The organism is Ensifer sp. Root423 (assembly GCF_001426275.1).
Lineage (GTDB): Bacteria > Pseudomonadota > Alphaproteobacteria > Rhizobiales > Rhizobiaceae > Ensifer > Ensifer adhaerens.
This window is the reverse complement of record NZ_LMEG01000001.1, coordinates 34,862-57,328: the sequence shown is the minus strand read 5'-3', so window position 1 is coordinate 57,328 and position 22,467 is coordinate 34,862. Positions and strand designations below refer to the sequence as shown.

Here is a 22,467-nt window from a genome sequence, read left to right as displayed (position 1 = left end):
GAAGCACGCGATCGCGATTTGACCGTTGCCAATCCCATGAAAACATGAGGTCATCGAACACCGGCGCTGGAGCCGGGCGACGGGAGGACGCGATGGCGCGCAGCAAGTCGGTACAAACCTCTGACAGATCCCTCACAAGATTGACCGCGGCCTTCGCCGCGTTGCTGGCGTTTTCGCCCATCGCCGCCGCCCAGGAGCCGGCCGTCGTCATCCCGCCGCCGTCACTCGACGAGAAGTCATCCGCTTCGACCGAAATCGCCGTCTTTGCCGGCGGCTGTTTCTGGGGCGTGCAGGGCGTCTTCCAGCACCTTAAGGGCGTGAAGAAAGCGGTCTCCGGCTATTCCGGCGGCACCGCGGCAACCGCCGACTACGAGACGGTGAGCGGCGGCAAGACCGGCCATGCGGAGGCGGTGGAAGTGACCTTCGATCCGCGCGACGTCACCTATGGCCGGCTGCTGCAGGTGTTCTTCTCCGTCGCCCACAATCCGACCCAACTCAACTATCAGGGGCCGGATCACGGCCCACAGTATCGATCGGCGCTCTTTACCGTCACCGATGAACAGAAGCGGATCGCCGATGCCTATATAGCCCAGCTCGGCAAATCAGCCGCCTTCCCGGCAAGGATCGTCACGCAGGTTTCGCCCTTCAAGGGCTTCTACGCTGCCGAGGACTATCATCAGGATTTCCTGACGCGAAACCCGACGCACCCCTATATCGTCTACAACGACCTGCCGAAGATCGAGAACTTGAGAACCCTGTTCCCCGAGGCCTTCCAGGCAAATCCGGTGCTGGTGTTCAAGCCGAAGAGCTAGGCCCGCTTCTCAAACGGACACAGCAGGTCGTCAACGCGTTCCGACAAGGACCGCCACGCCTTCCGCCAGCCGGCGAAACCCGTCGCGCGCGCCCTCGCTCATGTGCCGCGCCCTCAGCCACGCATGGATCATCTGCGGCTCCTCGCGGAAGGTGACGTTCACGCCCGCCATGGCAAGCCGCGCCGCATAGAGGCGGGCATCGTCGCGCAAGGGGTCGAAGAAGGCGCCGGTTACATAGCTCGGCGGCAGGCCCGAGAGATCCGTTTCCGCCAGCGGCGCGGCGAAGGGATTGCCCATCGGCGCCTTGAGGATATCGCGATAATAGCTGACATCGGCGGTCGTCAACCCCGGCGCCTCGGCCATGTCGGCATAGGAACCCGACACGAGATCGCCGCCAAGGCCGGGATAGATCAGCACCTGGCCAACGATGCCGGAAAGCCTTTCCGCCCGTGCCTTGAGAACGATGCCAGCCGTGAGATTGCCGCCGGCGCTGTCGCCGGCCACGACGACCGGGCGGCCGTCGGACAGGAGGTGTTGCAGCACGGCGTAGCTGTCGTCAAAGGCAGCCGGCCAGACATGCTCCGGCGCGAGCCGATAATCGACCGAGACCAGCTCGGCCTGAGCGAAATCCGCAAGCTCGGCACAGATCGCATCATGGCTGTCGAGTGAACCGACGACGAAGCCGCCGCCATGGATGTAATAGATGCGCGTTTCGCTCGAGACCTTGGCCGGCCGGTAGCGCCGGGTCGGGATACGGCCGTCGACGAGTTCATCCATGCGCGTCAGCCCGGCCGGGCTCGGCGCATCGAACTCGGCGCAGAGCGCGTCATACCATTTGCGCTGCTGCTCGATCGAGGCGTCGACCGCGTCGGCGGGATAGAAGTCCTCGCAGCGGCGATGAAAGGCGAGGATCCCCTCCTCTGTCGGCATCGGCCGCTTGGTCACCTGATCCACGTCGTCCTCCCTGCAATCCCGAAGTCGCCTGCAGCTTAGCACCGGCGTGCCGGCTCCCTGTCCGAAAACCGACATGACGGGAAAAAATCGGCGGTCGATCCGGTTGCATCGGCCACCCGCTTGCCAGCCCTGCCTCGCACCTATTAACTCTCGCCATGGCCTTCACTTTCAGACAGTTGCAATATTTCGTCGCCGTCGCCGAACAGGGATCTATCACCCGTGCGGCGCAGAACCTCTCGATCTCGCAATCCTCGATCACCGAGGCGATCAAGGAGCTGGAAGGCGATCTCGGCGTCGAGCTCTTCGACCGGCATCCGCGGGGCCTGTCGATCACCCACAACGGCCACCAGTTCCTGCGCCACGCCACCAAGATCCTCTCCAATGTCTCGGACGCCCGCCGCAGCTTTTCCGACAGCCGCGAGGAAACCGGCGGCAAGCTCAACCTCGGCGTCACCTCGCTGGTGGCCGGTTACGTGCTCTCCGATCTGCTGGCGCGATACCGCCGCGCCTGCCCCGGCGTGGAAGTCAGCGCCATCGAGGACAACGGCTCCTATCTCGAACATCTGCTGATCGGCGGCGAGCTCGATGTCGCCGTCATGGTCATCTCCAACCTGCGCGACCGCATGGCGCTGCAGGCGGAGATTTTGGAGACCTCGCCCTATCGCCTGTGGCTGCCGATCGGCCATCCGCTTGTCAGCGCCGACATCATCTCCGTCAGCGATATCGCCAAGGAACCGCTGATCATGCTGACAGTGGACGAAATCGAGGAGAACACCGGCAAGCTTTTGTCCGCACTTGGCGCCCGCCCGCATGTCGCCTTCCGCACCCGCTCGGTCGAAGCGGTGCGCAGCCTGGTGGCGACAGGCGCCGGCATCGCGCTTTTGCCTGACCTCGTCTACCGCCCTTGGTCGCTGGAAGGCGACCGCATCGAGAGCCGCGACGTGTCGGGCGCGCTTCCCGTCGTGCAGGTCGGCATGGTCTGGCGCAAGGGCTCCGGCCTGCCACAATCGGCACGCGATTTCGTCGGTATCGCCGAAGCGCTGAGAAGCGCCAGACCGCGCTAATTCACTAAATTTATTAGTCTTCTCCCGACACTGGCCACACCTTTGGCGTGCCGGTGGGTGACCGATATCGGAAAAACCGAAAGCGACATTCTGTTTAATGAATTTGCGAATACGGTGAAATGAAGGCACGCTTCATCTTGGGAACGAAGCCGCAAAACGCGGCTCAAAACTGGGAGAATTCAGATGAAGCAGATGCTCAAATCCTGCACGGCATTGACCCTGTCGCTCGGCCTTGTCGCCCCGGCCTTCGCGCAGGAGCCGCTGAAGGAACTCGGCAAGGGCGAAGGCGAACTCTCCATCGTCGCCTGGGCCGGCTACATCGAGCGCGGCGAGACCGACAAGGCCTATGACTGGGTCACGGATTTCGAAAAGCAGACCGGCTGCAAGGTCTCGGTCAAGACCGCCGCCACCTCGGACGAAATGGTGGCGCTGATGAACGAAGGCGGCTTCGACCTTGTCACCGCCTCGGGCGACGCCTCGCTGCGCCTCGTCGCCGGCAAGCGCGTCCAGCCGATCAACACCGATCTCATCCCGAGCTGGAAGACGATCGACGAGCGCATGCAGAACGCGCCCTGGTACACAGTCAATGGTGTCCACTACGGCACGCCCTACGTCTGGGGCCCGAACGTGCTGATGTACAACAAGGACGCCTTCAAGGGCGAAGCGCCGAAGAGCTGGAACGTCGTCTTCGAGGAAATGAACCTGCCCGACGGCAAATCCAACAAGGGCCGCGTCCAGGCCTATGACGGCCCGATCCATGTGGCCGACGCTGCCAACTACCTGATGAAGCACAAGCCGGAACTCGGCATCAAGGACCCCTACGAAATCAATGAAGACCAGTACAAGGCAGCGCTCGAGCTGCTGCGCGGCCAGCGCAAGATCGTCGGCCGCTACTGGCACGACGCAATGATCCAGATCGACGACTTCAAGAACGAAGGCGTCGTCGCCTCCGGCTCCTGGCCGTTCCAGGTCAACCTGATGGAAGCCGAGAAGCTGCCGATCGCCTCGACCATTCCGGAAGAAGGCGTGACCGGATGGGCCGACACCACCATGCTGCACGCCGACAGCCAGCATCCGAACTGCGCCTATATGTGGATGGAGCACTCGCTGTCGCCGAAGGTCCAGGGCGACGTCTCCGCCTGGTTCGGCGCCAACCCGTCGGTCGGTGCGGCCTGCAAGGGCAACGAACTCTTGACCGACGCCGGCTGCAAGACCAACGGCTACGAGGACTTCGACAAGGTCAAGTTCTGGAAGACGCCGGTGACGAAGTGTGAAAGCCAGGGCGAATGCGTGCCCTATCACCGCTGGGTCTCCGACTATATCGGCGTGATCGGCGGCCGCTAAGCCGTCAGACCTATCGCAAGCATTTGCCCCTCACCCTGACCCTCTCCCCGCACGCGGGGAGAGGGAACGCCCCCGGCCAAACCGTAGGGCGTGAACTTGAGGCAAGACGCCCGCCGCACGTCCCCTTCGCCCCGCCTGCGGGGCGAAGGTGCCCGGCAGGGCGGATGAGGGGCCACATTTCCCGGAGCCATACAATGACCACCGCCGTTCTCTTCGACAATGTTTCCCGCCACTTCGGCGCCGTGCGCGCCGTTGATGGCGTGAACCTCGAGATTGCCGAGGGCGAGTTCTTCGCCATGCTCGGCCCCTCAGGCTCCGGCAAGACCACCTGCCTGCGCCTGATGGCCGGCTTCGAGCAGCCGACCGGCGGCCATATCGAGATCTTCGGCGAAACGGCGGAGGGCGTGCCGCCCTATCGCCGCAGCGTCAACACCGTCTTCCAGGACTACGCGCTCTTCCCGCACCTCTCGATCCTCGACAACGTCGCCTATGGGCTGATGGTCAAGGGTGTCGGCCGCGAGGAGCGCCGCAAGGCGGCCGAGGACGCACTCGCCATGGTCAAGCTGCCGGGCTATGGCACCCGCCGTCCCGGGCAACTCTCCGGCGGCCAGCGCCAGCGCGTGGCGCTCGCCCGGGCACTTGTCAACAAGCCCAAGGTGTTGCTCCTCGACGAGCCGCTCGGCGCGCTCGATCTGAAGCTGCGCGAGCAGATGCAGGAGGAACTGAAGAGCCTGCAGAAGTCGCTCGGCATCACCTTCGTCTTCGTCACCCACGACCAGGGCGAGGCGTTGTCGATGGCCGACCGCATCGCCGTCTTCAACGATGGCCGCATCCAGCAGCTTGGCAGCCCGGAAGACGTCTACAAGCAGCCGAAGACGCGGTTTGTCGCAGATTTCGTCGGCTCGTCCAACGTGCTGCCGCAAAAGCTCTGCCAGCGGCTCGGGCTGAAGGCACCCTTTGCGAGCCTGCGTCCCGAAGCGATCGTCCTCGCCCAGCCGGTAGATGGCGCGCTCAGCCTCTCGGGCACCGTCTCGGCCCATAGCTTCCTCGGTGCCGTCAACCGTGTCGTCGTCGATGTCGATGGCGCCCGCGTCGCGGTCGCCAGCCCCGCAGCGCTCGCCGTGCCCGCGCTCGGCAGCCCCGTCACCATCAGCTTTGCCGCAAACGAGCTGCACCCGATGGAGGACGCATGACCGCCTTTGCCGAACCCCTCGTTCTGCCTGAACGCCGAGGCCCCGCCGGCCGCCTGTCGGACTTCTTCTGGAAGCACCCGCATCTGCTTCTGTTGATCATGCTCGCCCCGCCGCTGCTCTGGCTCGGCGTCGTTTATCTCGGCTCGCTGTTTGCGCTTCTGCTCCAGAGCTTCTTCTCGATCGACGATTTCTCGGGCCTGATCAACTACGAGTTCACGCTCGCGACCTATCGCCAACTGCTCAGCGAAACCAATCTCGACATTATCCTGCGCACCGTGCTGATGGCGGCGACCGTCACCGTCGCTTCCGCCGTCATCGCCTTCCCGATCGCCTATTACGCCGCGCGCTACGCACAGGGGAAATGGAAGGTGCTCTTCTATCTCGGCGTGATGCTGCCGCTCTGGTCGAGCTATCTGGTCAAGATCTATGCCTGGAAGCTGATTTTGGCCAAGGAGGGCATCCTCACCTGGTTCTTCGAAAAGCTGCATCTCATGTGGCTGCTCGACGGCTGGCTGTCGCTACCCGTGGTCGGCGGCAACTCGCTCTCGGTCAGCTATACCGGCACCTTCATCGTCTTCGTCTATGTCTGGCTGCCCTTCATGATCCTGCCGATCCAGGCAGCGCTGGAGCGCGTGCCCGGCAACCTGATCGAGGCCTCCTCCGATCTCGGCGGCACGCCGGCCCAGACCTTCCGCCACGTGCTCTTTCCGCTGGCCCTGCCCGGCATTGTCGCCGGCTCGATCTTCACGTTCTCGCTGACGCTCGGCGACTACATCATCCCGCAGATCGTCGGCTCGTCGCGCCTCTTCATTGGCCAGGCCGTCTATGCCCAGCAGGGCACGGCCGGCAACATCCCGCTGGCCGCCGCATTCACGGTCGTCCCGATCGTCATCATGGGCGCGTACCTCTTCGTCGCCAAACGCATGGGAGCCTTCGATGCGCTCTGAACGAAACCGCTCACCGATGGGCCTGAAGATTGCGGCCGCCGCCGGCCTCGCCTTCCTGCACCTGCCGATCCTCCTGATCTTCCTCTATGCCTTCACGACGGAGGAAAAGAGCTATCAGTTCCCGCCGCCGGGGCTGACGACGCAGTGGTTCGCCGTTGCCTGGAACCGGCCCGACGTCTGGGCGGCGCTAACGCTTTCGGTCAAGGTCGCCTCAATCGCAACCGCGGTCGCGCTGGTGCTCGGCACGCTCTGCGCCGCAGCCGTCAGCCAGACGCGCTTCTTCGGCCGCGAGACGGTCTCGCTGCTCGTCATCCTGCCGATCGCGTTGCCCGGCATCATCACCGGCATTGCGCTGCGCTCCGCCTTCTCGATGGCCGATATTCCGTTTTCCTTCTGGACCATCGTGCTCGGCCACGCGACCTTCTGCATCGTCGTCGTCTACAACAATGCGGTCGCCCGCTTCCGGCGGATTTCCGGCTCGCTGATCGAGGCCTCGATGGACCTTGGCGCCGACGGCTTCCAGACCTTCCGCTACATCATCCTGCCCAACATCGGCACGGCTCTGCTTGCCGGAGGCATGCTCGCCTTCGCGCTCTCCTTCGACGAGGTGATCGTCACCACCTTCACTGCCGGCCAGCAGTCCACGCTGCCGATCTGGATGCTCGAAGAGCTGATCCGCCCGCGCCAGCGCCCGGTGACCAATGTGGTTGCCATGGTCGTGGTGCTCGTCACTTTCCTGCCGATCCTCGGCGCCTACTACCTCACCCGCGACGGCGACCAGATCGCCGGCGCCGGCAAATAACTCGACTATCAAGGGAGAACAGACATGGACACCCAACTGCTGATCGGATCGCGCTTCGAGGCCGGCACCGAGGCCGACGAACACATCCTGAACCCGCGGACGGGCGGCAAGATCGTCGATCTGCCGGAAGCCTCGCATGCCCAGGTCGAGGCGGCCGTCGACGCTGCTGAAAGCGCCTTCACCAGCTGGTCGCAGACGACACCGGCCGAACGCTCCAACTATCTCTTGAAGATCGCCGATGCGATCGAGAAGGATGCGGACGGCTTTGCAGCCCTCGAGGCGCTCAACTGCGGCAAACCGATCAATGCGGTCAAGAATGATGAGCTGCCGGCGATCGTCGACTGCTGGCGTTTCTTTGCCGGCGCCGTGCGCAACCTGCACGCCCCGACCGCAGGCGAATACCTGCCCGGCCACACCTCGATGATCCGCCGCGATCCGATCGGCATCGTCGGCTCGATCGCGCCGTGGAACTATCCGCTGATGATGATGGCCTGGAAGCTGGCGCCGGCGATCGCCGGCGGCAACACCGTCGTCTTCAAGCCATCCGAACAGACGCCGCTGACGGCGCTGAAGCTCGCGCGGGTGCTTGCCGACATCCTGCCGGAAGGCGTGGTCAATGTTGTCAGCGGCCGCGGCGAAACCGTCGGCAATGCGCTGATCAACCATCCGAAGATTTCGATGGTCTCGATCACCGGCGATATCGCCACCGGCAAGAAAGTGCTGGCGGCGGCCGCCAAGACCGTGAAACGCACCCATCTGGAGCTCGGCGGCAAGGCCCCGGTCATCGTCTATGACGACGCCGACCTCGAAGCGGTGGTCAACGGCATCCGCACCTTCGGCTATTACAATGCCGGCCAGGACTGCACCGCCGCCTGCCGCATCTATGCCGAAGCCGGTATCTACGAGAAGCTGGTCGCCGACCTCACCTCGGCCGTCTCGACCATCCGCTACAACCTCGCCGACGACACCGAAAACGAGATCGGCCCGCTGATCTCGCGCCGCCAGCGCGATCGCGTTGCGAGCTTCGTCGAGCGCGCCGCCGACCAGAAGCACATCGAGATCACCACCGGCGGTGCCGCCGGCAGCTCGGACGGCTTCTTCTTCCAGCCGACGGTTGTGGCCGGCGCCACGCAGGAAGACGAGATCGTGCGCCGCGAAGTCTTCGGCCCCGTCGTCTCCGTTACCCGCTTCACCGGCAAGGACGATGCCGTCGCCTGGGCCAACGACAGCGACTATGGCCTCGCCTCCTCCGTCTGGACCAAGGACATTTCCCGGGCGATGAAGGCCGCCTCCCGCCTGCAATACGGCTGCACCTGGATCAACACCCACTTCATGCTGACCAACGAGATGCCGCATGGCGGCGTCAAACAGTCGGGCTACGGCAAGGACATGTCGGTCTACGCGCTCGAGGACTACACCGCCGTTCGCCACATCATGATCAACCACGGCTGAGGCTCACCGCCCCGGGCGCGGAGAATGCATGCAAACGAAACAAACGGGAGGAGTTTGCGATGTACCGTCGTCAATTGCTTGTTACCGCTGGAGCCCTCGGCCTCAGCGCCCTCGTGCTCACGCCGGCGGCGTTTGCCGCCGACGCGGCGCCGGATGTGGTCGCGGCCTATGTCGCGGCCTGGAATGCCCATGACTCGAGCAAGGCCGCATCCTACTTCGCCGATGACGTCACCTATTACGACGCGTCGGTCGGCAAGCCGGTCACCGGCAAGGATGCCGCCAAGACCGGCGTCATCGACAATTTCCTGAACGCGGTGCCTGATGCCGTCTGGACCATGAAGGGTGATCCGATCGCTAGCGGCGACAAGGTCTCCTTCGAATGGGAGTTCTCCGGCACCAATTCGGGCGCCTGGGCCGACGGCACGGCCGCGACCAACAAGAGCTTCAAGTTCACCGGCGCCTCGGTCTTCACCGTCAAGGATGGCAAGATCGCCGCCCAGAACGACTATTACGACGCGCTCGGCTTTTACAAGCAGCTCGGTCTGATGCAGTAGACGAGCCGAGCGGCGGTTTCGCCGCTTCGATGGCCGCAGGCTTCGGCTTCCGGCCATCGTCTCTTGGCTTCAAATCATGAATACAAAACTCATAAATGACTTGCACCGGAAAAAATCTTGAGTAACACGATCACCTTATGAGTTTCTGACCACGCTCAGAAGGTATCGCATGCTTGCAGGACGGCGTTCTTCCAAGGCTCCATTTCCGATCGGGCTTACCCGCGCGCGGGTGACGTCTTGACGGCGGCCGTGTCCGAACCGGTCGTCGCGACAGGCGGCCCCAAGGCGCTGTCGGCCGCCTTTGCCGGCACCCATGCCTGGTGCAATGAGAAGATGGTGCTCTCGGACGAGCTTTCCGACGGCATGGCGCTGCCGGACTTCTTTGCCTCCGGCGCCTTCGACCGCGCGCTCGATATTCACACGGAGAAATCCGGCGCCAGCGACCGCCGTGCCGTCGCCTCCATGTGGTCGCTCTACTATTTTTCGAGCCTCACCATTCCCTATCTCGTCGCGCGCGTGCTTGACCATCAGGTGCTGCCCGTCGCCTTCGATCAGATGAAGGTGGCGCTCGCCGAGGATGGCCTGCCGCGAACCTTCGGTGTCGCCACACCGGGCGACTGGCAGAAAGCGGACGATAGCGACGTTTTCGCCACGCTTGCCCCCCTGATGCAGGGGCATCTGCGTGAGGTCGTCAGCTATCTCAAGTCCGTCGGCGGCATCGCCCCGAAGCTCGCCTGGAACAATGCGCTCGTCTATATCGACTATGCGCTGCGCGCCTCCGGCATCGAGCCGCTGAACGCGCAGGCCGACGCGCTGATCGGCAGCAAGTCCCTGCCGGACGGTACACCCAATCCCTTCTTCGATTGCCTGCGGCACGAGGAGGAAGATGGCGCCCGTGTCTGCCGGCGCAAGATCTGCTGCCTGCGCTATCTGCTGCCCGGCGTCCCGAGCTGCGGCAGCCTCTGCGCCCTCCCAAGCCAAAGGAACCAATAGGTTTTGTCTTCCCGCTTCCTCTTCCCGGCCGCCCTGCGGCTGACGCTCGTTTTCATCACCGCCCTGCTCTTTGCTGTCTCCGCCCGCGCCGAAAGCAACTGGCCGATGACCGTAACCGATGCGGTCGGCCGCGAGGTGACGATACCGGCAAAGCCGAAGGCGATCCTGCTTGGAAGCGGCTTCAATCTCGTCGCCCTGTCGCTCATCCATCCCGATCCCGTCAGCCTGCTTGCGGCCTGGTCCGGCGACATGAAGACCGACAACCCCGAGATCTACGAGAGCTTCCGGCGTAAGTTTCCTGATATCGCCGACGTGCCGCAGATCGACGATGGCACCGGCCCGGGCCTCTCCTTCGAGACGCTGCTGACGGTGAAGGCCGATCTCGCGCTGCTCAATAACTGGCAATCCGACACCGAGTCCGGCAGGCGCGCCATCGAGTATCTGACCGGCATCGGCGTGCCCGTGGTGGTGGTCGATTTCAACAACGACGCGCTGACCGGCACGCCGCGCATGATGCGTCTGCTCGGCCGCATCCTCGAACGGGACGAACAGGCAGAAGCTTTCGCCCGGTTCTACGAGGACAAGCTCAAGCTGATCCGCGACCGCATCGCCGCCAAGCCGGAACCGCGCCCGCTGGTGCTGATGGACGCCTTCCCCCAACCCGACCGCTGTTGCTGGGCCTATGGCACCGGCGGTCTCGGCGAATTCCTGACGGTGGCCGGCGGCCGCAACTTTGCCGAAGGCGTGCTGCCACGGCCGGGCGGGACCGTCAACGCCGAGGCGATCATGGCCGCCAATCCGGAAATCTATATCGCCACCTCCTCGCCCGGCGGCAAATACGGCACGCTCTCGATCGGCCCCGGCGTCAGCGAAGACGAAGCGCGCGAGACGCTGGCCCGCACCATCGAGGCGCCGGCGCTGAAGACCATCCGCGCCGTCGAGGAAAAGCGCGTGCACGGTCTCTGGAACTTCTTCAACGCGATCCCGCTCAACATCGTCGCCGCCGAAGCCTTCGCCACCTGGATCCGGCCGGATCTGTTCGGCGATCTCGACCCCCAGAAGAGCCTTGCCGAGATCAACGCCCGCTTCGCCGCGGTGCCCTTCGAGGGCACCTACTGGGTGGACCTGACACCCGCCAGATAGGGAGACGTCCTGTACACGCGAGCGCGGACCCACGCGGCATCGTCATGCGTGTTCACCAATTCGTCAGGGTGCTTCCTTTCGTCCGACGCCCCGGCGTGTTGCCAGTCGGCGCCCACCCTATATAAAGGCCAGGTGGTATAGAGCACCGTTCCAAAATGCGAGCGTCGCTGTAACACGTTGATCGGCTGCACGATTTCTCTGTTGCGTCGATTCCGGACCAAGGAATGATGCGGGGTTGAGGAGGATCTTGATGCTATGGTTGATCGCGTTACCGCTGGGTCTTGTCGTGGTGTATCTGGCAGCGCGCTTCAGCCGCTTTCGTCATTGGGCCGAACCGATCCTCTCCGTCGCCGTGGCGCTCGGCCTGCTCGTCGCCTTCATCATCTGGTTTGCCGACCGCGACGGTCGCACGCCGGCCGCGCCCCCGCCCGTTGAGACGACCCAACCGGCCGGCCTCACGGCCGCCGACGTTGCCCTCGAAGGCCTGACCTTCGAACAGAGCCAGCCGGAGAGAAGCTTCCGGCTGCGCGGCACGGTGACGAACAAAGGGCCGCAACTGCTCGAATATTTCCGCCTCGCGGTAACGCTCGAAAACTGCCCTGACGGCAATTGCGAGACGATCGGCAACGACACCGCACTCATCCTCGCCCGCGTGCCGGCGGGCCAGAGCCGTTCGTTCGAAACCTTCCTCACCTTCCCCAACCGCGAGGGCGAAAGCCTGACGGCGCCGAAATGGACGACCGAGATCCAGGAAGTCCGCGGCGCCAACCGGTAGTCGGCGGCGCGGGAGCGGAAGCACCTGAACGGTAGCCCCGTCTGCCCGCGCCCGACCGTCAAGCCGCTGCCGGTCGCTGCAACGCCTCGACGAGCTTCGCCGTCGACAACACCTCGGCAAATTCCGCCCGCAAGGTCGCCACGTGGGCGCGGTGGATTTCGCGCGCCGAGATCACTCCGCCTTCGCCGTCCGGCTGGTCGAAACAATCGCAGGCATCCTCGACGAGGATCATTCGGTAGCCGAGATTGGCGCCGACGCGCACCGAGGTCGAGACGCACATGTCGGTAGAAATGCCGAAGGCGACGACCGTCTCGACGCCGAGACGACGCAGGCGCAAGTCGAGGTCGGTACCGATAAAGGCGGCGTTGACGCCCTTGGTGACGAGTGCCTCGTCTCCCATCGGTCCGAAGCCCGGCCGGAAGCCGTTGCCGGGCGCGCCGAGGGAAAGCGTCGAGCCGGGCATGACGCTGTCGTGGCGCACGTGAATGACTGGTCGGCCGCTTGCCCGCCAGGCGGCAAGAAGCGCAAGGCCGTTGCTGTCGACCGCCTCATTCCAGCGACGCGGCCAGGGGGTGCTGTCAAAGGCCTGCTGCATGTCGATCGGCAGCAGCACGGCGTTGTCGGGGACACTCATTTTGGGCATGGCAAGGCTCCTTGGTTGTAGGGAGACGCTATCTTGCCTATCGTCCGATTTCACTGGACATGATGACGCCTGACCGGACATATGTCCGGAAATGGCGACAAGGAGGCGACGTTTTGACGGAAATCGATGAAAAGGATCGCCTGCTTTTGGCAGCGCTCAGGCAGGATTCGCGCCAGAGCCTGGTGGCACTGGCCCGCCACAGCGGTCTTTCGCGCAGCGCGGCCCATGACCGGCTGCGACGGCTGGAATCGAAGGGCGTCATTGCCGGCTACACCATCCGCCTCGGCATCGAAGACCAGAGCCCGACCGTCAAATCGCTGATCGCGATCACCTTCCAGCCCGGCAAGAACTGCGACCATATCGTGCCGCATCTCTCGGCCATGCCGCCCATCGTCACCTGCTGGTCGCTCGCCGGCGCCACCGACCTGATGGTGCTGGTCGAATGCGCCTCCAACGGCGATCTCGACACCATCCGCCGCCAGATATCGATCATCCCGGGCGTCGCGACGGTGCAGACGCACGTGGCGCTGAGGACGCATTTCAACCGGCGGGACTAGGCAAACGAAATGCGTCGCCGGCACGCTTGCACCGGCGACGCGATTTGCCTGCAGCTTGCCGCTCAGGCCGGCCGGCTGATCTCGTCGAGATACCAGTTGATGTAGCGCAGCTCGTTCTGCTCCATCGGCGCGATTGGGCCTGGCACGAAGTAGTGCGAACGCACGCCGCGCGACGTGTGCTCGATGATCGCCTTGTCCTCGTCGGTCGTCACCTTCCAGAGCCAGGTGAGCTTTTCCAGATCGTAGTCGCGCCCCTCCTCGGCCTTGCCGTCGACGAGCCAGATCAGCTCCATCTCCGAGGTTTCGGCCGTCTTCGGGATGAAGCGGTAGATCATGCCGTGGTCCGGATAGCAGACGAGGAAGGTGGTGCCACCCAGATGGATCGAGGTGACGCCGCCGTCGAAATCGGTGAAGCGGCCCATCAGCGTGCTCAGCGCCTGCCCGTCCTTGCTGCCGGTCTGGACGCCATCATAGAGCGCGTAGCGGAAGGCATGAATGGTCTCCTTGCCGCCGGTGGAATTCTGCCAGTGATTGCCGGAGGCGACCTCGATGCCGAGCGCGCAGGTGCGCGCCTCCATCCTGGCGTTCAGTTCCTCGATCAGGTGCAGCGGCTGTTCCAGCGCATGGGTTTCGGAATATTCCGGATGCGCCGGCCCGCAATGGTAGCACTCGACATAGTTTTCGACCGCAAGCTTCCAGTTGGCGTCGATCGCATAGCTCTGACGATGGGCGATCTTCGCCGATCCCCAGCCATACTGGCCGCAGGTCGCACGCAACAGGCGCTCGACTTCGGAGAAATCAAGCGGCTCGGCGGCAAAGGAGATGAAGATCAATCCTTCGACGACACGCACGTTGAGCTTCTTCAGGCCGTGGTCCTCGCGCTTGAAGTCCTTGGGCATCAGCCGCGCCGCCTTCAGCGCGCCATCATTGCCATAGGTCCAGGCATGGTAGGGACAGACGAAGGCACGGGCATTGCCCTTGTCCTTGGTGCAGACCTCGGCCCCGCGATGACGGCAGACATTGAGCATCGCATGGATCTCGCCGCTTGCCGTACGGGTGACGATCACCTGCTCGGAGGCCATGCGGAAGACCTCGAAATCATTGGCGTTGGGGATCGCGCTTTCATGGGCGACGCAATGCCAGTGACGCCGAAAAACCCGCTCGAGGTCCCGTTCATAGATCTCCGGGTCGAGGTAGAAGGCGCGGGCAAGCCCATGGCCCGGACGATGGCCGGCGACCAGCTGATCGATGCGGTCGCCCGCAACTGTCGTATCCTTAAGCTCCGATGCGAGCATGGACTGAACTCCAGAAAGAAGACCGGAAACCCGCGATCCGGCACGCGTATTTTCGTTGTGCCTCGAAGAGCCCCTCATCCGCGCGGTGAGGGGCTGTCTCAAGCGCCAGGCACGCCACCCAACGCCTGCCTACATCCGCACCCGCTCCGCCCGCGGGTCGTACATCGGCTTCAACGACGCCTCCGCCTTCACCCGCGTTCCGGCGATCTCGATCTCGAAGCTTGATCCGAGCACGTCCTCTGCGCTCTCGCCTTCCGAGGGCACGTAGCCGAGGCCGATGGCGCCGCCGAGGTGGTGGCCGTAATTGCCTGACGTGATCGTGCCGACGATCTTGCCGTCGCGAACGATCGCCTCGTTGTGGAAGAGCAGCGGCTCTGGATCTGCGAGCCGAAACTGCACCAGCCGGCGCGAAAGCCCGCGATTGTGCTTGGCAAGCACCGCCTCGCGGCCGATGAAATCGCCCTTGTCGGCCTTGACCGCAAAGCCGAGTCCGGCTTCGAGCACATGATCTTCGTCGGTGATGTCGTGGCCGAAATGGCGGAAGGCCTTTTCGATGCGGCAGCTATCCAGTGTGTGGATGCCGCAGAGCTTGAGGCCCAGGTCCTGCCCCGCCGCCTCCAGCGCCTCGAACACATGCGCCGTCTGGTCGGTCGAGACATAGAGCTCCCAGCCGAGCTCGCCGACATAGGTGACGCGGTGGGCGCGGGCGAGGCCCATGCCGACCTCGATCTCGCGCGCCGTGCCGAACGGATGCCCCGCGTTGGAAAAATCGTTCGGGCTCACCTTCTGCATGAGCTCACGCGCCTTCGGCCCCATGACGCAGAGCACGCTTTCGCCAGCGCCGACATCAGTGATCACCACGAACTCGTCCGTCAGATGCTTGCGCAGCCAGGCGAGGTCGCGCTGGAGCGTGGCACCGGGCACGACCAGCAGGAAGGCGGTTTCCGACAGCCGCGTCACCGTCAGGTCGCTCTCGATGCCGCCGCGGGCGTTGAGCATCTGGGTATAGACGATCCGGCCGGGCTCGACGTTCATCTCGTTGGCGCAGAGCCGCTGCAGGAAGGAAAGCGCATCGCGCCCTTCAACCCGGATCTTGCCGAAGGAGGTCATGTCGAACAGGCCGACGCCGTTTCGCACCGCAAGATGCTCGTCCCTCTGGTTCTCGAACCAGTTCTGCCGCTTCCATGAATAGCGGTACTCGCGCGACTGGCCTCCCTTCGCAAACCAGTTGGCGCGTTCCCATCCGGCGACTTCACCGAAGACAGCGCCGCGAGCTTTCAGATGCTCGTGCAGCGGCGAACGGCGCACCCCGCGCGCGGTCGCCATCTGGCGATAGGGGAAATGGTCGGCGTAGAGCAGGCCGAGCGTTTCCGAGACGCGGTCTTTCAGATACGCGCGGTTCTTCTGGAACGGCTGCGCCCGGCGGATATCCACCTCCCAGAGATCGAAGGGCGGCTCGCCGTCATTCATCCATTGGGCGAGCGCCATGCCGGCGCCGCCCGAGGAAACGATGCCGATCGAATTGTAGCCGGCCGCGACCCAGTATCCCTTCACCTCCGGCGCTTCGCCGAGATAGTAGCGGTCGTCGGGCGTAAAGCTTTCCGGGCCGTTGAAGAAGGTATGGATCCCAGCCGTTTCCAGCATCGGCATGCGGTTGACCGCCATTTCGAGGATCGGCGCGAAGTGGTCGAAATCGTCCGGCAACTGGTCGAAGCAGAAATCCTCGCGGATGCCGTCCATTCCCCAGGGCTTGGCCTTGAGCTCGAAGGCCCCGATCAGCATCTTGCCGGCATCTTCCTTGTAGTAGGTGCACTCGTCCGGCACGCGCAGAACCGGCAGGCGCTTCAGCTCCGGGATCGCCTCGGTGACGATGTAGAAATGCTCGCAGGCGTGCAGCGGCACCGTGACGCCCGATTGCCGCGCAAACTCCCTGCCCCACATGCCGGCGCAGTTGACGACATGATCGGTCTCGATCGTGTAGCTCTCGCCATTCTGCTCGCAGGTGACGCCGGTGACCCGGCCGTCCTTCTTCAGGACGGATGTCACCTTGACACCTTCGATGATCGTTGCGCCGTTTTGCCGGGCGCCCTTGGCGAGCGCCATGGCGATGTTGGCCGGGTCGCACTGGCCATCGAGCGGCAGATGCACCGCCGCCTTCACATCCGAGGTGTTGAGGTGCGGATACATCGCCTTGACCTCGTCAGGCGTGATCTCGCGCACGTCGACATTGAAGGCGCGCGCCAGCGATGCCTGGCGGTAGATCTCTTCCTTGCGTTCTTCCGTCAGTGCCACGGTGATCGAGCCGTTCTGGCGCATGCCGGTGGAAATGCCGGTTTCGGCCTCGAGCTTGACGTAGAGGTCGGCCGAGTATTTCGCGAGCCGCGTCATGTTCTGCGAGGCGCGAAGCTGACCGATCAGGCCGGCCGCATGCCAGGTGGTACCGGAGGTCAGCTGCTTGCGCTCAAGCAGAACCACATCGGTCCAGCCGAGCTTGGCGAGGTGATAGGCGACGGAACAGCCGGAGACGCCGCCACCGATGATGACTGCGCGGGCTTTCGAGGGAATGGGCTTGCTCATGCGCGCAGTCTTTCATTGGAGGGATCCCAGAGCGGCTGGTCGGCCTCGACCGTCGCCTTGAAGCGATCGCCGAAGATCTCGACCTCGATCTCGTTGCCGGGCACGGCGAGATCGGCGCGCAGCATGCCGAGCGCGATCGACTTGCCGACGCGGTAGCCCCAGTTGCCCGAGGTGGTCTCGCCGACAACCTGGCCGTCCGACCAGAGCGTCGACATATAGGGCGCATCGCAGCCGTCGGCGGCGACGGTCAGCGTCACGAAGCGTTTGGAAACGCCCTGCTGCTTCTCACGCTCCAGCGCCGCCTTGCCCTTGAAGCCGGGCTTGCCCCAGTCGACGAAGCGCTCCAGCCCACCCTGCAGGATGGTGTAGTCGGTCGACAGATCGCCCTTCCAGGCGCGGTAGCCCTTCTCGATGCGCAGACTGTCGAGCGCTTCCATGCCGAAGGGTTTGAGGCCATGCTTCTGCCCGGCCGCCCAGACGGCGTCGAAGATGGCGGCCGTATCCTCCACCTTGGTATGGATCTCCCAGCCGAGTTCGCCGGCGAAGGAGACGCGCACGAGCTGGCAATAGCGCCCGGCGATCTGCGCCGTCTGGTGCGTGAGCCAGCCCTTGGCGAGATCCGCTTCGCTGACCTCGGCGAGGATCGCGCGCGACTTCGGCCCGGTCAGGATCTGGCAGGAGAAGGACTTGGTGACGTCGTCGATGGTGAAGGCGGCGTCGGCCGGCCGGTGCTTCATCAGCCATTCGAAATCGTGCCACTGCGCGGTTGCGGCGGTGATGAGGAAGAAGAAGTCTTCGTCGAGCATCATCACCGACATCTCGGTAACGATCCGGCCCTTGTCGTCGGCGAAATAGGCCAGGCCGATGCGCCCAGGCTTCGGCACGCGGCCTGTGATGAGGCCGGAGAGCCATGCGGTCGCGCCCTCGCCCTTTACCCGGAAGCGCGAGAAGCCCGGCAGGTCGAGTATGCCGGCGGCATCGCGCACGGCCAGGCACTCTTCTTCGATGCGCTTGGCCCAAGGCCCTTCGCGGCCCCAGGTCTGCGTCGCCTCTTCCGAGGTGTCGTCGCCTGGTTTGGCGTACCACATCGCACGCTCCCAGCCGTTATAGGGCTTGAACTGGGCGCCGAGGGCGGCGATGCGGTCGTGGATCGGCGATAACTTCTTGCCGCGCCCGGCTGGCCAGTAATGCTTCGGAAAGTGCATCGCGTATTCGTGGCCGTAGATCTCCATGCCCTTGGCGATGCAATAATCCTGGTCGGTATAGTCGGTGTAGCGGCGCGGATCGCAGGACCACATGTCCCACTCCGTCTGGCCCTCGGTGATCCATTCGGCGAGCACCTTGCCGGCGCCACCCGCCTGGCAGATACCGAAAGTGAAGACGCAGGCTTCGAAGGCGTTCGGCACGCCCGGCATCGGGCCGATCAGCGGATTACCGTCGGGTGCATAGGGGATCGGGCCATTGATGATCCGCGAAAGGCCGGCCGTGCCGAGGATCGGCACGCGCTCCACGGCATCGTTCAGGTACCATTCCAACCGGTCGAGATCGTCCGGAAAGAGCTGGAACGAAAAATCCTCCGGCATCGGATCGTCAGGCGTTACCCAGTGGGCGCGACAGTTGCGCTCGTAGGGGCCGAGGTTCATGCCGTTCTTCTCCTGGCGGAGATAGTAGGAGCTGTCGACGTCACGAAGCAGCGGCAGCTTGTGGCCGGCCTCCTTCGACCAGGCGGCAAGCTCCGGGATTTCGTCGAACAGGATATACTGATGGCTCATCACCATCATCGGCACGTTGCGGCCAAACATCTTGCCGACCTCGCGGGCGTAGTAGCCGGCGGCGTTGACGACGTATTCGCAGCGGATCTCGCCCTGCGGCGTAGAGATGACCCATTCGTCGTTTTCGCGGCGCGCGCCCGTGACCGGACAGAAGCGGATGATCTTGGCGCCCATGTCGCGCGCACCCTTGGCGAGCGCCTGCGTCAGCTGCGCCGGGTCGATGTCGCCGTCATAGGGATCGTAGAGCGCGCCGGTCAGCTCGTGTGTCTCGAGAAACGGATAGCGGGCGCGCATCTCGTCGGGCGACAGGATATCGAGATCCATGCCCTGGTAGCGCCCCATGCCGACGACGCGCTTGAACTCCTGCAGCCGCTCCTTCGAATGGCCGAGCCGGATCGAGCCGGTGACGTGATAGTTCATCGGATAGTCGACGAGCGCGCCGAGGTCACGATAGAGCGACGCTGAATAGCGCTGCATGTTCATGATTGACCAGGAGGACGAGAAAGTCGGCACGTTGCCGGCGGCATGCCAGGTGGAGCCCGCCGTCAGCTCGTTCTTTTCCAGAAGCACGCAGTCGGTCCAGCCGGCCTTGGCGAGATGGTAAAGCGAGGAAGCCCCGATCGCTCCCCCACCGATGATCACGACGCGTGCGTGCGACGGCAAATTCGACATCAACTGTTCCCTCGTTTTGGCGAATTCTTGCCGGTGAAGCCGGGCGCCATCAAGCAACGGAAACAGGCTTTATTGATCGATGCTTTCGATTAGATTGGAGCGATTGCAGCGGGAGAGAACGGCATGCAGGTGGAGCTGATCGAAACCTTCCTGGACCTGATGGAGAGCCGCTCCTTCAACCGCACCGCCGAGCGCCTGAATCTCACCCAGTCGACCGTCTCACATCGGGTGAAGGCACTGGAAGCGCAGTTCAACCGCAAGCTCTTTACCCGCAACAAGGGTGGCACCGTGCCGACGGCCGCCGGCCTGCGCTTTCTAGATTACGCAAAAGCCCTGCAAAACCAATGGCATGAGGCCACACGCGCGGTCACCAATGCCGGCGCGCTGGAGCGCTCCATGCGGCTTGGTGTCCAGCATGATCTGGCGGAAGCCTTTGCCGGGGAATGGATGGCAACGATCCGCCGGGAGCTGCCCGGCATCGAGATCTATATGGAGGCGGACTACTCCAACCAGATGAACCGCGATCTCGGCGCTGGCGACCTGGATCTGGCGATCCTCTACACGCCCCACTACCTGCCCGATCTCTATTACGAAAGGATCGGCGATCTGCATTACGTGATGGTGAGCACGGAGGCGCAGATGCTCGCCGAGATCCGCTCCGAGAGCTACATCCGCTCAAGCTTTTCGCCAGGCTTCGATCGCGCCCACCGGCTGGCGCTGCCGCATCTCTCCGCAGCGCTGCTTGCCGCCGGCCAGAACATGGCGATCACCCGGCTGCTTCGCACACTCGGCGGATCGGCCTACGTGACGGCAGCAACGGCCGAGCGGCTGGCGGACGATGGATTTACTGCGCGCGTTCAGGACGCGCCCGTCATCCCGCAAACGGTCTATGCCGCCACCAGCCTGCGCACCCGCCACGCCCACCAGCACCGCAAGATCATCGCCGCCATGGCCGATCTGCTCGCGACGCTGCCGGTGCCGAATTCGGAAGCGGGTTAAGCCATGCGCCGCTGGATCAGCCGCTGCAGAAACATCAGGATCGAAACGATCGCGAGATAGTAGACCAGCGCTGCCGAATACCACTCGACGAAGCGGAAGCTGGAGGCGATCGCGTCGTTGACGACCGCCATGATCTCGCGCATCGAGATTACATAGGCGAGCGAGGTCAGCTTGATCAGGTTGATGAATTCGTTGACCAGCACCGGCATGACGATGCGCAGCGCCTGCGGCAGAACCACCAGAAAGAAGGTCTGCCAGCGATTGAGCCCGAGCGCGCGGGCGGCATCCGTCTGCCCCTGGCCGATCGCCGCAAGCGCCCCGCGCATCGCTTCCGCCATATAGGCGGCCGTGACCAGCGTAAACGCGATGAAGGCAGCGACGAAGGGCGTGTACCAGGGCGCCCGCGTGAGCCCCGGAAAGAGCTGCGGTGCGCCGTTCCAGACGATCAGGAGCACGAGGATCAGCGGCGCCGAGCGAAACAGCCAGACATAGACCTGCGCCGCTGTGCGCCTGACCGCCGCCATCGAATTGAGCGCGACGGCCAGCGGCAGGCAGAGCAGGAACGACGCCGCCTGCACCAGGATCGACAGCAGGATGGCGATGCCCGCCCCCTGCAACATGACGGGCATGGTCAGGGCATCGAAAAACAGTTTCGTATCGAAGTTCATGCCCCGCCTCCTTTCGCTCAGGAGTCGTAGTCGACGTCGAAGAGCGCCGGATCGAGCCCGTATTTCCTGGCGAGATCGCCGAAGAAGCCCTTCTCCTTGAGCGCCTTCAGCCCTGCCTTCACCGCGGCTGCATCGCCACCGTCACGGCGGCTGTAGATGCCGTATTTGAAGTCCGAGGCCCAGATATAGGGGAGCGTGAGCGCGCCGTCGGAGCGCGACGCGCGATAGGCGCCCTCCGCCTCTTCCGTTACGGTCGCATCGACGCGGCCGACGAGCACCTGCTGGTAGGCGGCCTGCTGGGTCGGGTATTCCTGCACATCGACCGGCGGCAGGCCCTTGGCCGCGAGCGCCTCGTTTAAGGGCCCGATCCGCTCTTCCTTGTAGTAGGCGCCGGCTTCGAGCGCGATGACCTTGCCGCTGAGATCCTCCGGCGCCTTGATCGTATCGCTGCCCGCTTTGGTGACCATGGCGGTCGCCGATTTCATGTAGGGCACGCCGTCATAGGTCTCGCGCCGCTTGGCGTTGATGTAGATGCCGCTGACGATGACGTCGCAGCGCCCTGCCCCGAGCGTCGGCAAGAGGCCGGCGAATTCGGTGACGGTGTAGTTCACCTTCGCATTCCATTGCGCGGCCAGCGCTTCGGCGATCTCGATGTCGATGCCGGTCGGCTTCGCATCGGCCGGATGCTCCTTGAAGGAAAGCGGCGGAAAGGCCGCGGTGGTGCAGACGCCAACCTCTCCATCGGCGGCGAAAGCCGGCGGCTCGGCCTGTGCGGCGCCGGCCGTAAGCACGGCGGTCGTCAGAAGGGTTGCGCAGGATGCCAGTCTGATCATCTTCATTCCCCTCATTGTGCTGGTGAAACGCGGCCGACGATGTCGCCATAGGTCTGGCTGTCGAAGGCAGGAAGGATGAGCGGATCCACGAAGCCGTCGCGCCGCGCCGTCAGCACGTATTGCATCATCGACGCATTGTCCGGCATCTCGAAAACCTGGACGAAGTCATAGGTCCCGAGCGTGGCATAGAAGGCGACCGAGCGGCCGCCGAGCGCTGCGACCCGATCCTCGCTCACCTTGCGCCGGCTGCCACTATCGGCAAGCTCGGCCAGTCCCTTCGAGGTCAGTCGCATCAGCGAGATGTATCGTTGCATAGGGCATCATTCCGTTGATGGTTGGCAAAAGGCTTTGGAAATGTGAGGACCGCGCCTGGAGCAATTCCAGGAGAAGCGTGAAGCGGCTTTTCGCCCGGAATTGC

At 64.0% G+C, this 22,467-nt stretch carries 21 protein-coding genes; 13 read left to right on the top strand and 8 right to left on the bottom strand.

Translation table 11 applies throughout. The features are described 5' to 3' along the window. The first annotated feature begins 92 nt into the window (after window positions 1–92). A complete protein-coding gene (gene msrA / locus ASD01_RS00315) occupies window positions 93–812 on the top strand; it encodes a peptide-methionine (S)-S-oxide reductase MsrA (protein WP_034792106.1) in 720 nt (239 codons plus the stop codon). A 30-nt stretch (window positions 813–842) separates the two neighbouring features. Here the strand turns inward: msrA and ASD01_RS00310 are convergent, their stop codons facing one another. Further along, a complete protein-coding gene (locus tag ASD01_RS00310; protein ID WP_082572780.1) occupies window positions 843–1,742 on the bottom strand; it encodes an alpha/beta hydrolase in 900 nt (299 codons plus the stop codon). Between the two features lie 179 nt (window positions 1,743–1,921). Between ASD01_RS00310 and ASD01_RS00305 the strand changes: the two genes are divergently transcribed. The 10 genes from ASD01_RS00305 (at window position 1,922) to ASD01_RS00260 (ending at window position 12,033) form a co-directional block, all read left to right on the top strand. Continuing rightward, complete coding sequence (locus tag ASD01_RS00305; protein WP_029742595.1) at window positions 1,922–2,830, top strand: LysR family transcriptional regulator; 909 nt, start codon at window positions 1,922–1,924, stop codon at window positions 2,828–2,830. 183 nt (window positions 2,831–3,013) lie between these two features. Next, complete coding sequence (locus tag ASD01_RS00300; RefSeq protein ID WP_034792104.1) at window positions 3,014–4,174, top strand: ABC transporter substrate-binding protein; 1,161 nt, start codon at window positions 3,014–3,016, stop codon at window positions 4,172–4,174. Window positions 4,175–4,368: 194 nt separating this feature from the next. Then, the gene (locus tag ASD01_RS00295; protein ID WP_029742593.1) at window positions 4,369–5,367 is read left to right on the top strand and encodes an ABC transporter ATP-binding protein; all 999 of its coding nucleotides are present in this window, start codon (window positions 4,369–4,371) and stop codon (window positions 5,365–5,367) included. Further along, window positions 5,364–6,314, top strand: coding sequence for an ABC transporter permease (locus tag ASD01_RS00290; protein ID WP_034792101.1), 951 nt, complete (start codon window positions 5,364–5,366; stop codon window positions 6,312–6,314). The genes ASD01_RS00295 and ASD01_RS00290 overlap by 4 nt, the downstream gene beginning before the upstream one ends. Continuing rightward, a complete protein-coding gene (locus tag ASD01_RS00285; protein WP_034792091.1) occupies window positions 6,304–7,116 on the top strand; it encodes an ABC transporter permease in 813 nt (270 codons plus the stop codon). Before ASD01_RS00290 ends, ASD01_RS00285 begins: the two co-directional genes overlap by 11 nt. A gap of 24 nt (window positions 7,117–7,140) precedes the next feature. Then, entirely contained in the window at window positions 7,141–8,568 is a 1,428-nt protein-coding gene (locus tag ASD01_RS00280) for a gamma-aminobutyraldehyde dehydrogenase (RefSeq protein WP_034792090.1), read from the top strand. 59 nt (window positions 8,569–8,627) lie between these two features. Continuing rightward, window positions 8,628–9,122 carry an ester cyclase gene (locus ASD01_RS00275; RefSeq protein WP_034792087.1) on the top strand — a complete coding sequence of 165 codons (495 nt, stop codon included), beginning with the start codon at window positions 8,628–8,630 and terminating at the stop codon, window positions 9,120–9,122. Window positions 9,123–9,455: 333 nt separating this feature from the next. Further along, window positions 9,456–10,115 carry a siderophore-iron reductase FhuF gene (gene fhuF / locus ASD01_RS00270; protein ID WP_082572779.1) on the top strand — a complete coding sequence of 220 codons (660 nt, stop codon included), beginning with the start codon at window positions 9,456–9,458 and terminating at the stop codon, window positions 10,113–10,115. Between the two features lie 33 nt (window positions 10,116–10,148). Continuing rightward, the gene (locus ASD01_RS00265) at window positions 10,149–11,258 is read left to right on the top strand and encodes an ABC transporter substrate-binding protein (RefSeq protein WP_034793544.1); all 1,110 of its coding nucleotides are present in this window, start codon (window positions 10,149–10,151) and stop codon (window positions 11,256–11,258) included. 250 nt (window positions 11,259–11,508) lie between these two features. Further along, window positions 11,509–12,033 carry a hypothetical protein gene (locus ASD01_RS00260; RefSeq protein ID WP_060515871.1) on the top strand — a complete coding sequence of 175 codons (525 nt, stop codon included), beginning with the start codon at window positions 11,509–11,511 and terminating at the stop codon, window positions 12,031–12,033. A 58-nt stretch (window positions 12,034–12,091) separates the two neighbouring features. On the opposite strand, the gene ASD01_RS00255 is transcribed toward ASD01_RS00260, so the two are convergent. Further along, window positions 12,092–12,676, bottom strand: a complete 585-nt coding sequence (locus ASD01_RS00255) for a cysteine hydrolase family protein (protein WP_034792084.1) — start codon at window positions 12,674–12,676, stop codon at window positions 12,092–12,094. 113 nt (window positions 12,677–12,789) lie between these two features. Between ASD01_RS00255 and ASD01_RS00250 the strand changes: the two genes are divergently transcribed. Then, on the top strand, window positions 12,790–13,233 hold the full coding sequence (locus tag ASD01_RS00250; RefSeq protein WP_226020607.1) for an Lrp/AsnC family transcriptional regulator: 444 nt from the start codon (window positions 12,790–12,792) through the stop codon (window positions 13,231–13,233). 62 nt (window positions 13,234–13,295) lie between these two features. Here ASD01_RS00250 and ASD01_RS00245 read toward each other — a convergent pair whose 3' ends face one another. The 3 genes from ASD01_RS00245 to ASD01_RS00235 all read right to left on the bottom strand — a co-directional run bounded on the left by ASD01_RS00245 (window position 13,296) and on the right by ASD01_RS00235 (window position 19,549). Then, window positions 13,296–14,528, bottom strand: a complete 1,233-nt coding sequence (locus ASD01_RS00245) for an aromatic ring-hydroxylating oxygenase subunit alpha (RefSeq protein WP_034792082.1) — start codon at window positions 14,526–14,528, stop codon at window positions 13,296–13,298. Window positions 14,529–14,657: 129 nt separating this feature from the next. After that, the gene (locus tag ASD01_RS00240; RefSeq protein WP_034792080.1) at window positions 14,658–17,105 is read right to left on the bottom strand and encodes a GcvT family protein; all 2,448 of its coding nucleotides are present in this window, start codon (window positions 17,103–17,105) and stop codon (window positions 14,658–14,660) included. Then, complete coding sequence (locus tag ASD01_RS00235) at window positions 17,102–19,549, bottom strand: GcvT family protein (protein ID WP_034792077.1); 2,448 nt, start codon at window positions 19,547–19,549, stop codon at window positions 17,102–17,104. Before ASD01_RS00235 ends, ASD01_RS00240 begins: the two co-directional genes overlap by 4 nt. A 123-nt stretch (window positions 19,550–19,672) precedes the next feature. Between ASD01_RS00235 and ASD01_RS00230 the strand changes: the two genes are divergently transcribed. After that, a complete protein-coding gene (locus ASD01_RS00230) occupies window positions 19,673–20,548 on the top strand; it encodes a LysR family transcriptional regulator (protein WP_034792075.1) in 876 nt (291 codons plus the stop codon). Here ASD01_RS00230 and ASD01_RS00225 read toward each other — a convergent pair. Genes ASD01_RS00225 through ASD01_RS00215 form a run of 3 tightly spaced genes read right to left on the bottom strand, consistent with a single transcriptional unit; the run spans window position 20,545 to window position 22,363 of the window. Then, window positions 20,545–21,216, bottom strand: a complete 672-nt coding sequence (locus tag ASD01_RS00225; RefSeq protein WP_034792072.1) for an amino acid ABC transporter permease — start codon at window positions 21,214–21,216, stop codon at window positions 20,545–20,547. The genes ASD01_RS00230 and ASD01_RS00225 overlap by 4 nt on opposite strands. A 17-nt stretch (window positions 21,217–21,233) precedes the next feature. Next, window positions 21,234–22,049, bottom strand: a complete 816-nt coding sequence (locus ASD01_RS00220) for a transporter substrate-binding domain-containing protein (protein ID WP_159415440.1) — start codon at window positions 22,047–22,049, stop codon at window positions 21,234–21,236. An 11-nt stretch (window positions 22,050–22,060) separates the two neighbouring features. Next, window positions 22,061–22,363 carry a GYD domain-containing protein gene (locus ASD01_RS00215; RefSeq protein WP_034792064.1) on the bottom strand — a complete coding sequence of 101 codons (303 nt, stop codon included), beginning with the start codon at window positions 22,361–22,363 and terminating at the stop codon, window positions 22,061–22,063. Window positions 22,364–22,467 lie beyond the last annotated feature (104 nt).

Coding starts and splice junctions, on each gene's coding strand:
- msrA (WP_034792106.1), top strand. CDS start 93: ATGGCGCGCAGCAAGTCGGTACAAACCTCTGACAGATCCCTCACAAGA.
- ASD01_RS00310 (WP_082572780.1), bottom strand. CDS start 1,742: ATGCCGACAGAGGAGGGGATCCTCGCCTTTCATCGCCGCTGCGAGGAC.
- ASD01_RS00305 (WP_029742595.1), top strand. CDS start 1,922: ATGGCCTTCACTTTCAGACAGTTGCAATATTTCGTCGCCGTCGCCGAA.
- ASD01_RS00300 (WP_034792104.1), top strand. CDS start 3,014: ATGAAGCAGATGCTCAAATCCTGCACGGCATTGACCCTGTCGCTCGGC.
- ASD01_RS00295 (WP_029742593.1), top strand. CDS start 4,369: ATGACCACCGCCGTTCTCTTCGACAATGTTTCCCGCCACTTCGGCGCC.
- ASD01_RS00290 (WP_034792101.1), top strand. CDS start 5,364: ATGACCGCCTTTGCCGAACCCCTCGTTCTGCCTGAACGCCGAGGCCCC.
- ASD01_RS00285 (WP_034792091.1), top strand. CDS start 6,304: ATGCGCTCTGAACGAAACCGCTCACCGATGGGCCTGAAGATTGCGGCC.
- ASD01_RS00280 (WP_034792090.1), top strand. CDS start 7,141: ATGGACACCCAACTGCTGATCGGATCGCGCTTCGAGGCCGGCACCGAG.
- ASD01_RS00275 (WP_034792087.1), top strand. CDS start 8,628: ATGTACCGTCGTCAATTGCTTGTTACCGCTGGAGCCCTCGGCCTCAGC.
- fhuF (WP_082572779.1), top strand. CDS start 9,456: ATGGTGCTCTCGGACGAGCTTTCCGACGGCATGGCGCTGCCGGACTTC.
- ASD01_RS00260 (WP_060515871.1), top strand. CDS start 11,509: ATGCTATGGTTGATCGCGTTACCGCTGGGTCTTGTCGTGGTGTATCTG.
- ASD01_RS00255 (WP_034792084.1), bottom strand. CDS start 12,676: ATGCCCAAAATGAGTGTCCCCGACAACGCCGTGCTGCTGCCGATCGAC.
- ASD01_RS00245 (WP_034792082.1), bottom strand. CDS start 14,528: ATGCTCGCATCGGAGCTTAAGGATACGACAGTTGCGGGCGACCGCATC.
- ASD01_RS00240 (WP_034792080.1), bottom strand. CDS start 17,105: ATGAGCAAGCCCATTCCCTCGAAAGCCCGCGCAGTCATCATCGGTGGC.
- ASD01_RS00235 (WP_034792077.1), bottom strand. CDS start 19,549: ATGTCGAATTTGCCGTCGCACGCACGCGTCGTGATCATCGGTGGGGGA.
- ASD01_RS00230 (WP_034792075.1), top strand. CDS start 19,673: ATGCAGGTGGAGCTGATCGAAACCTTCCTGGACCTGATGGAGAGCCGC.
- ASD01_RS00225 (WP_034792072.1), bottom strand. CDS start 21,216: ATGAACTTCGATACGAAACTGTTTTTCGATGCCCTGACCATGCCCGTC.
- ASD01_RS00220 (WP_159415440.1), bottom strand. CDS start 22,049: ATGATCAGACTGGCATCCTGCGCAACCCTTCTGACGACCGCCGTGCTT.
- ASD01_RS00215 (WP_034792064.1), bottom strand. CDS start 22,363: ATGCAACGATACATCTCGCTGATGCGACTGACCTCGAAGGGACTGGCC.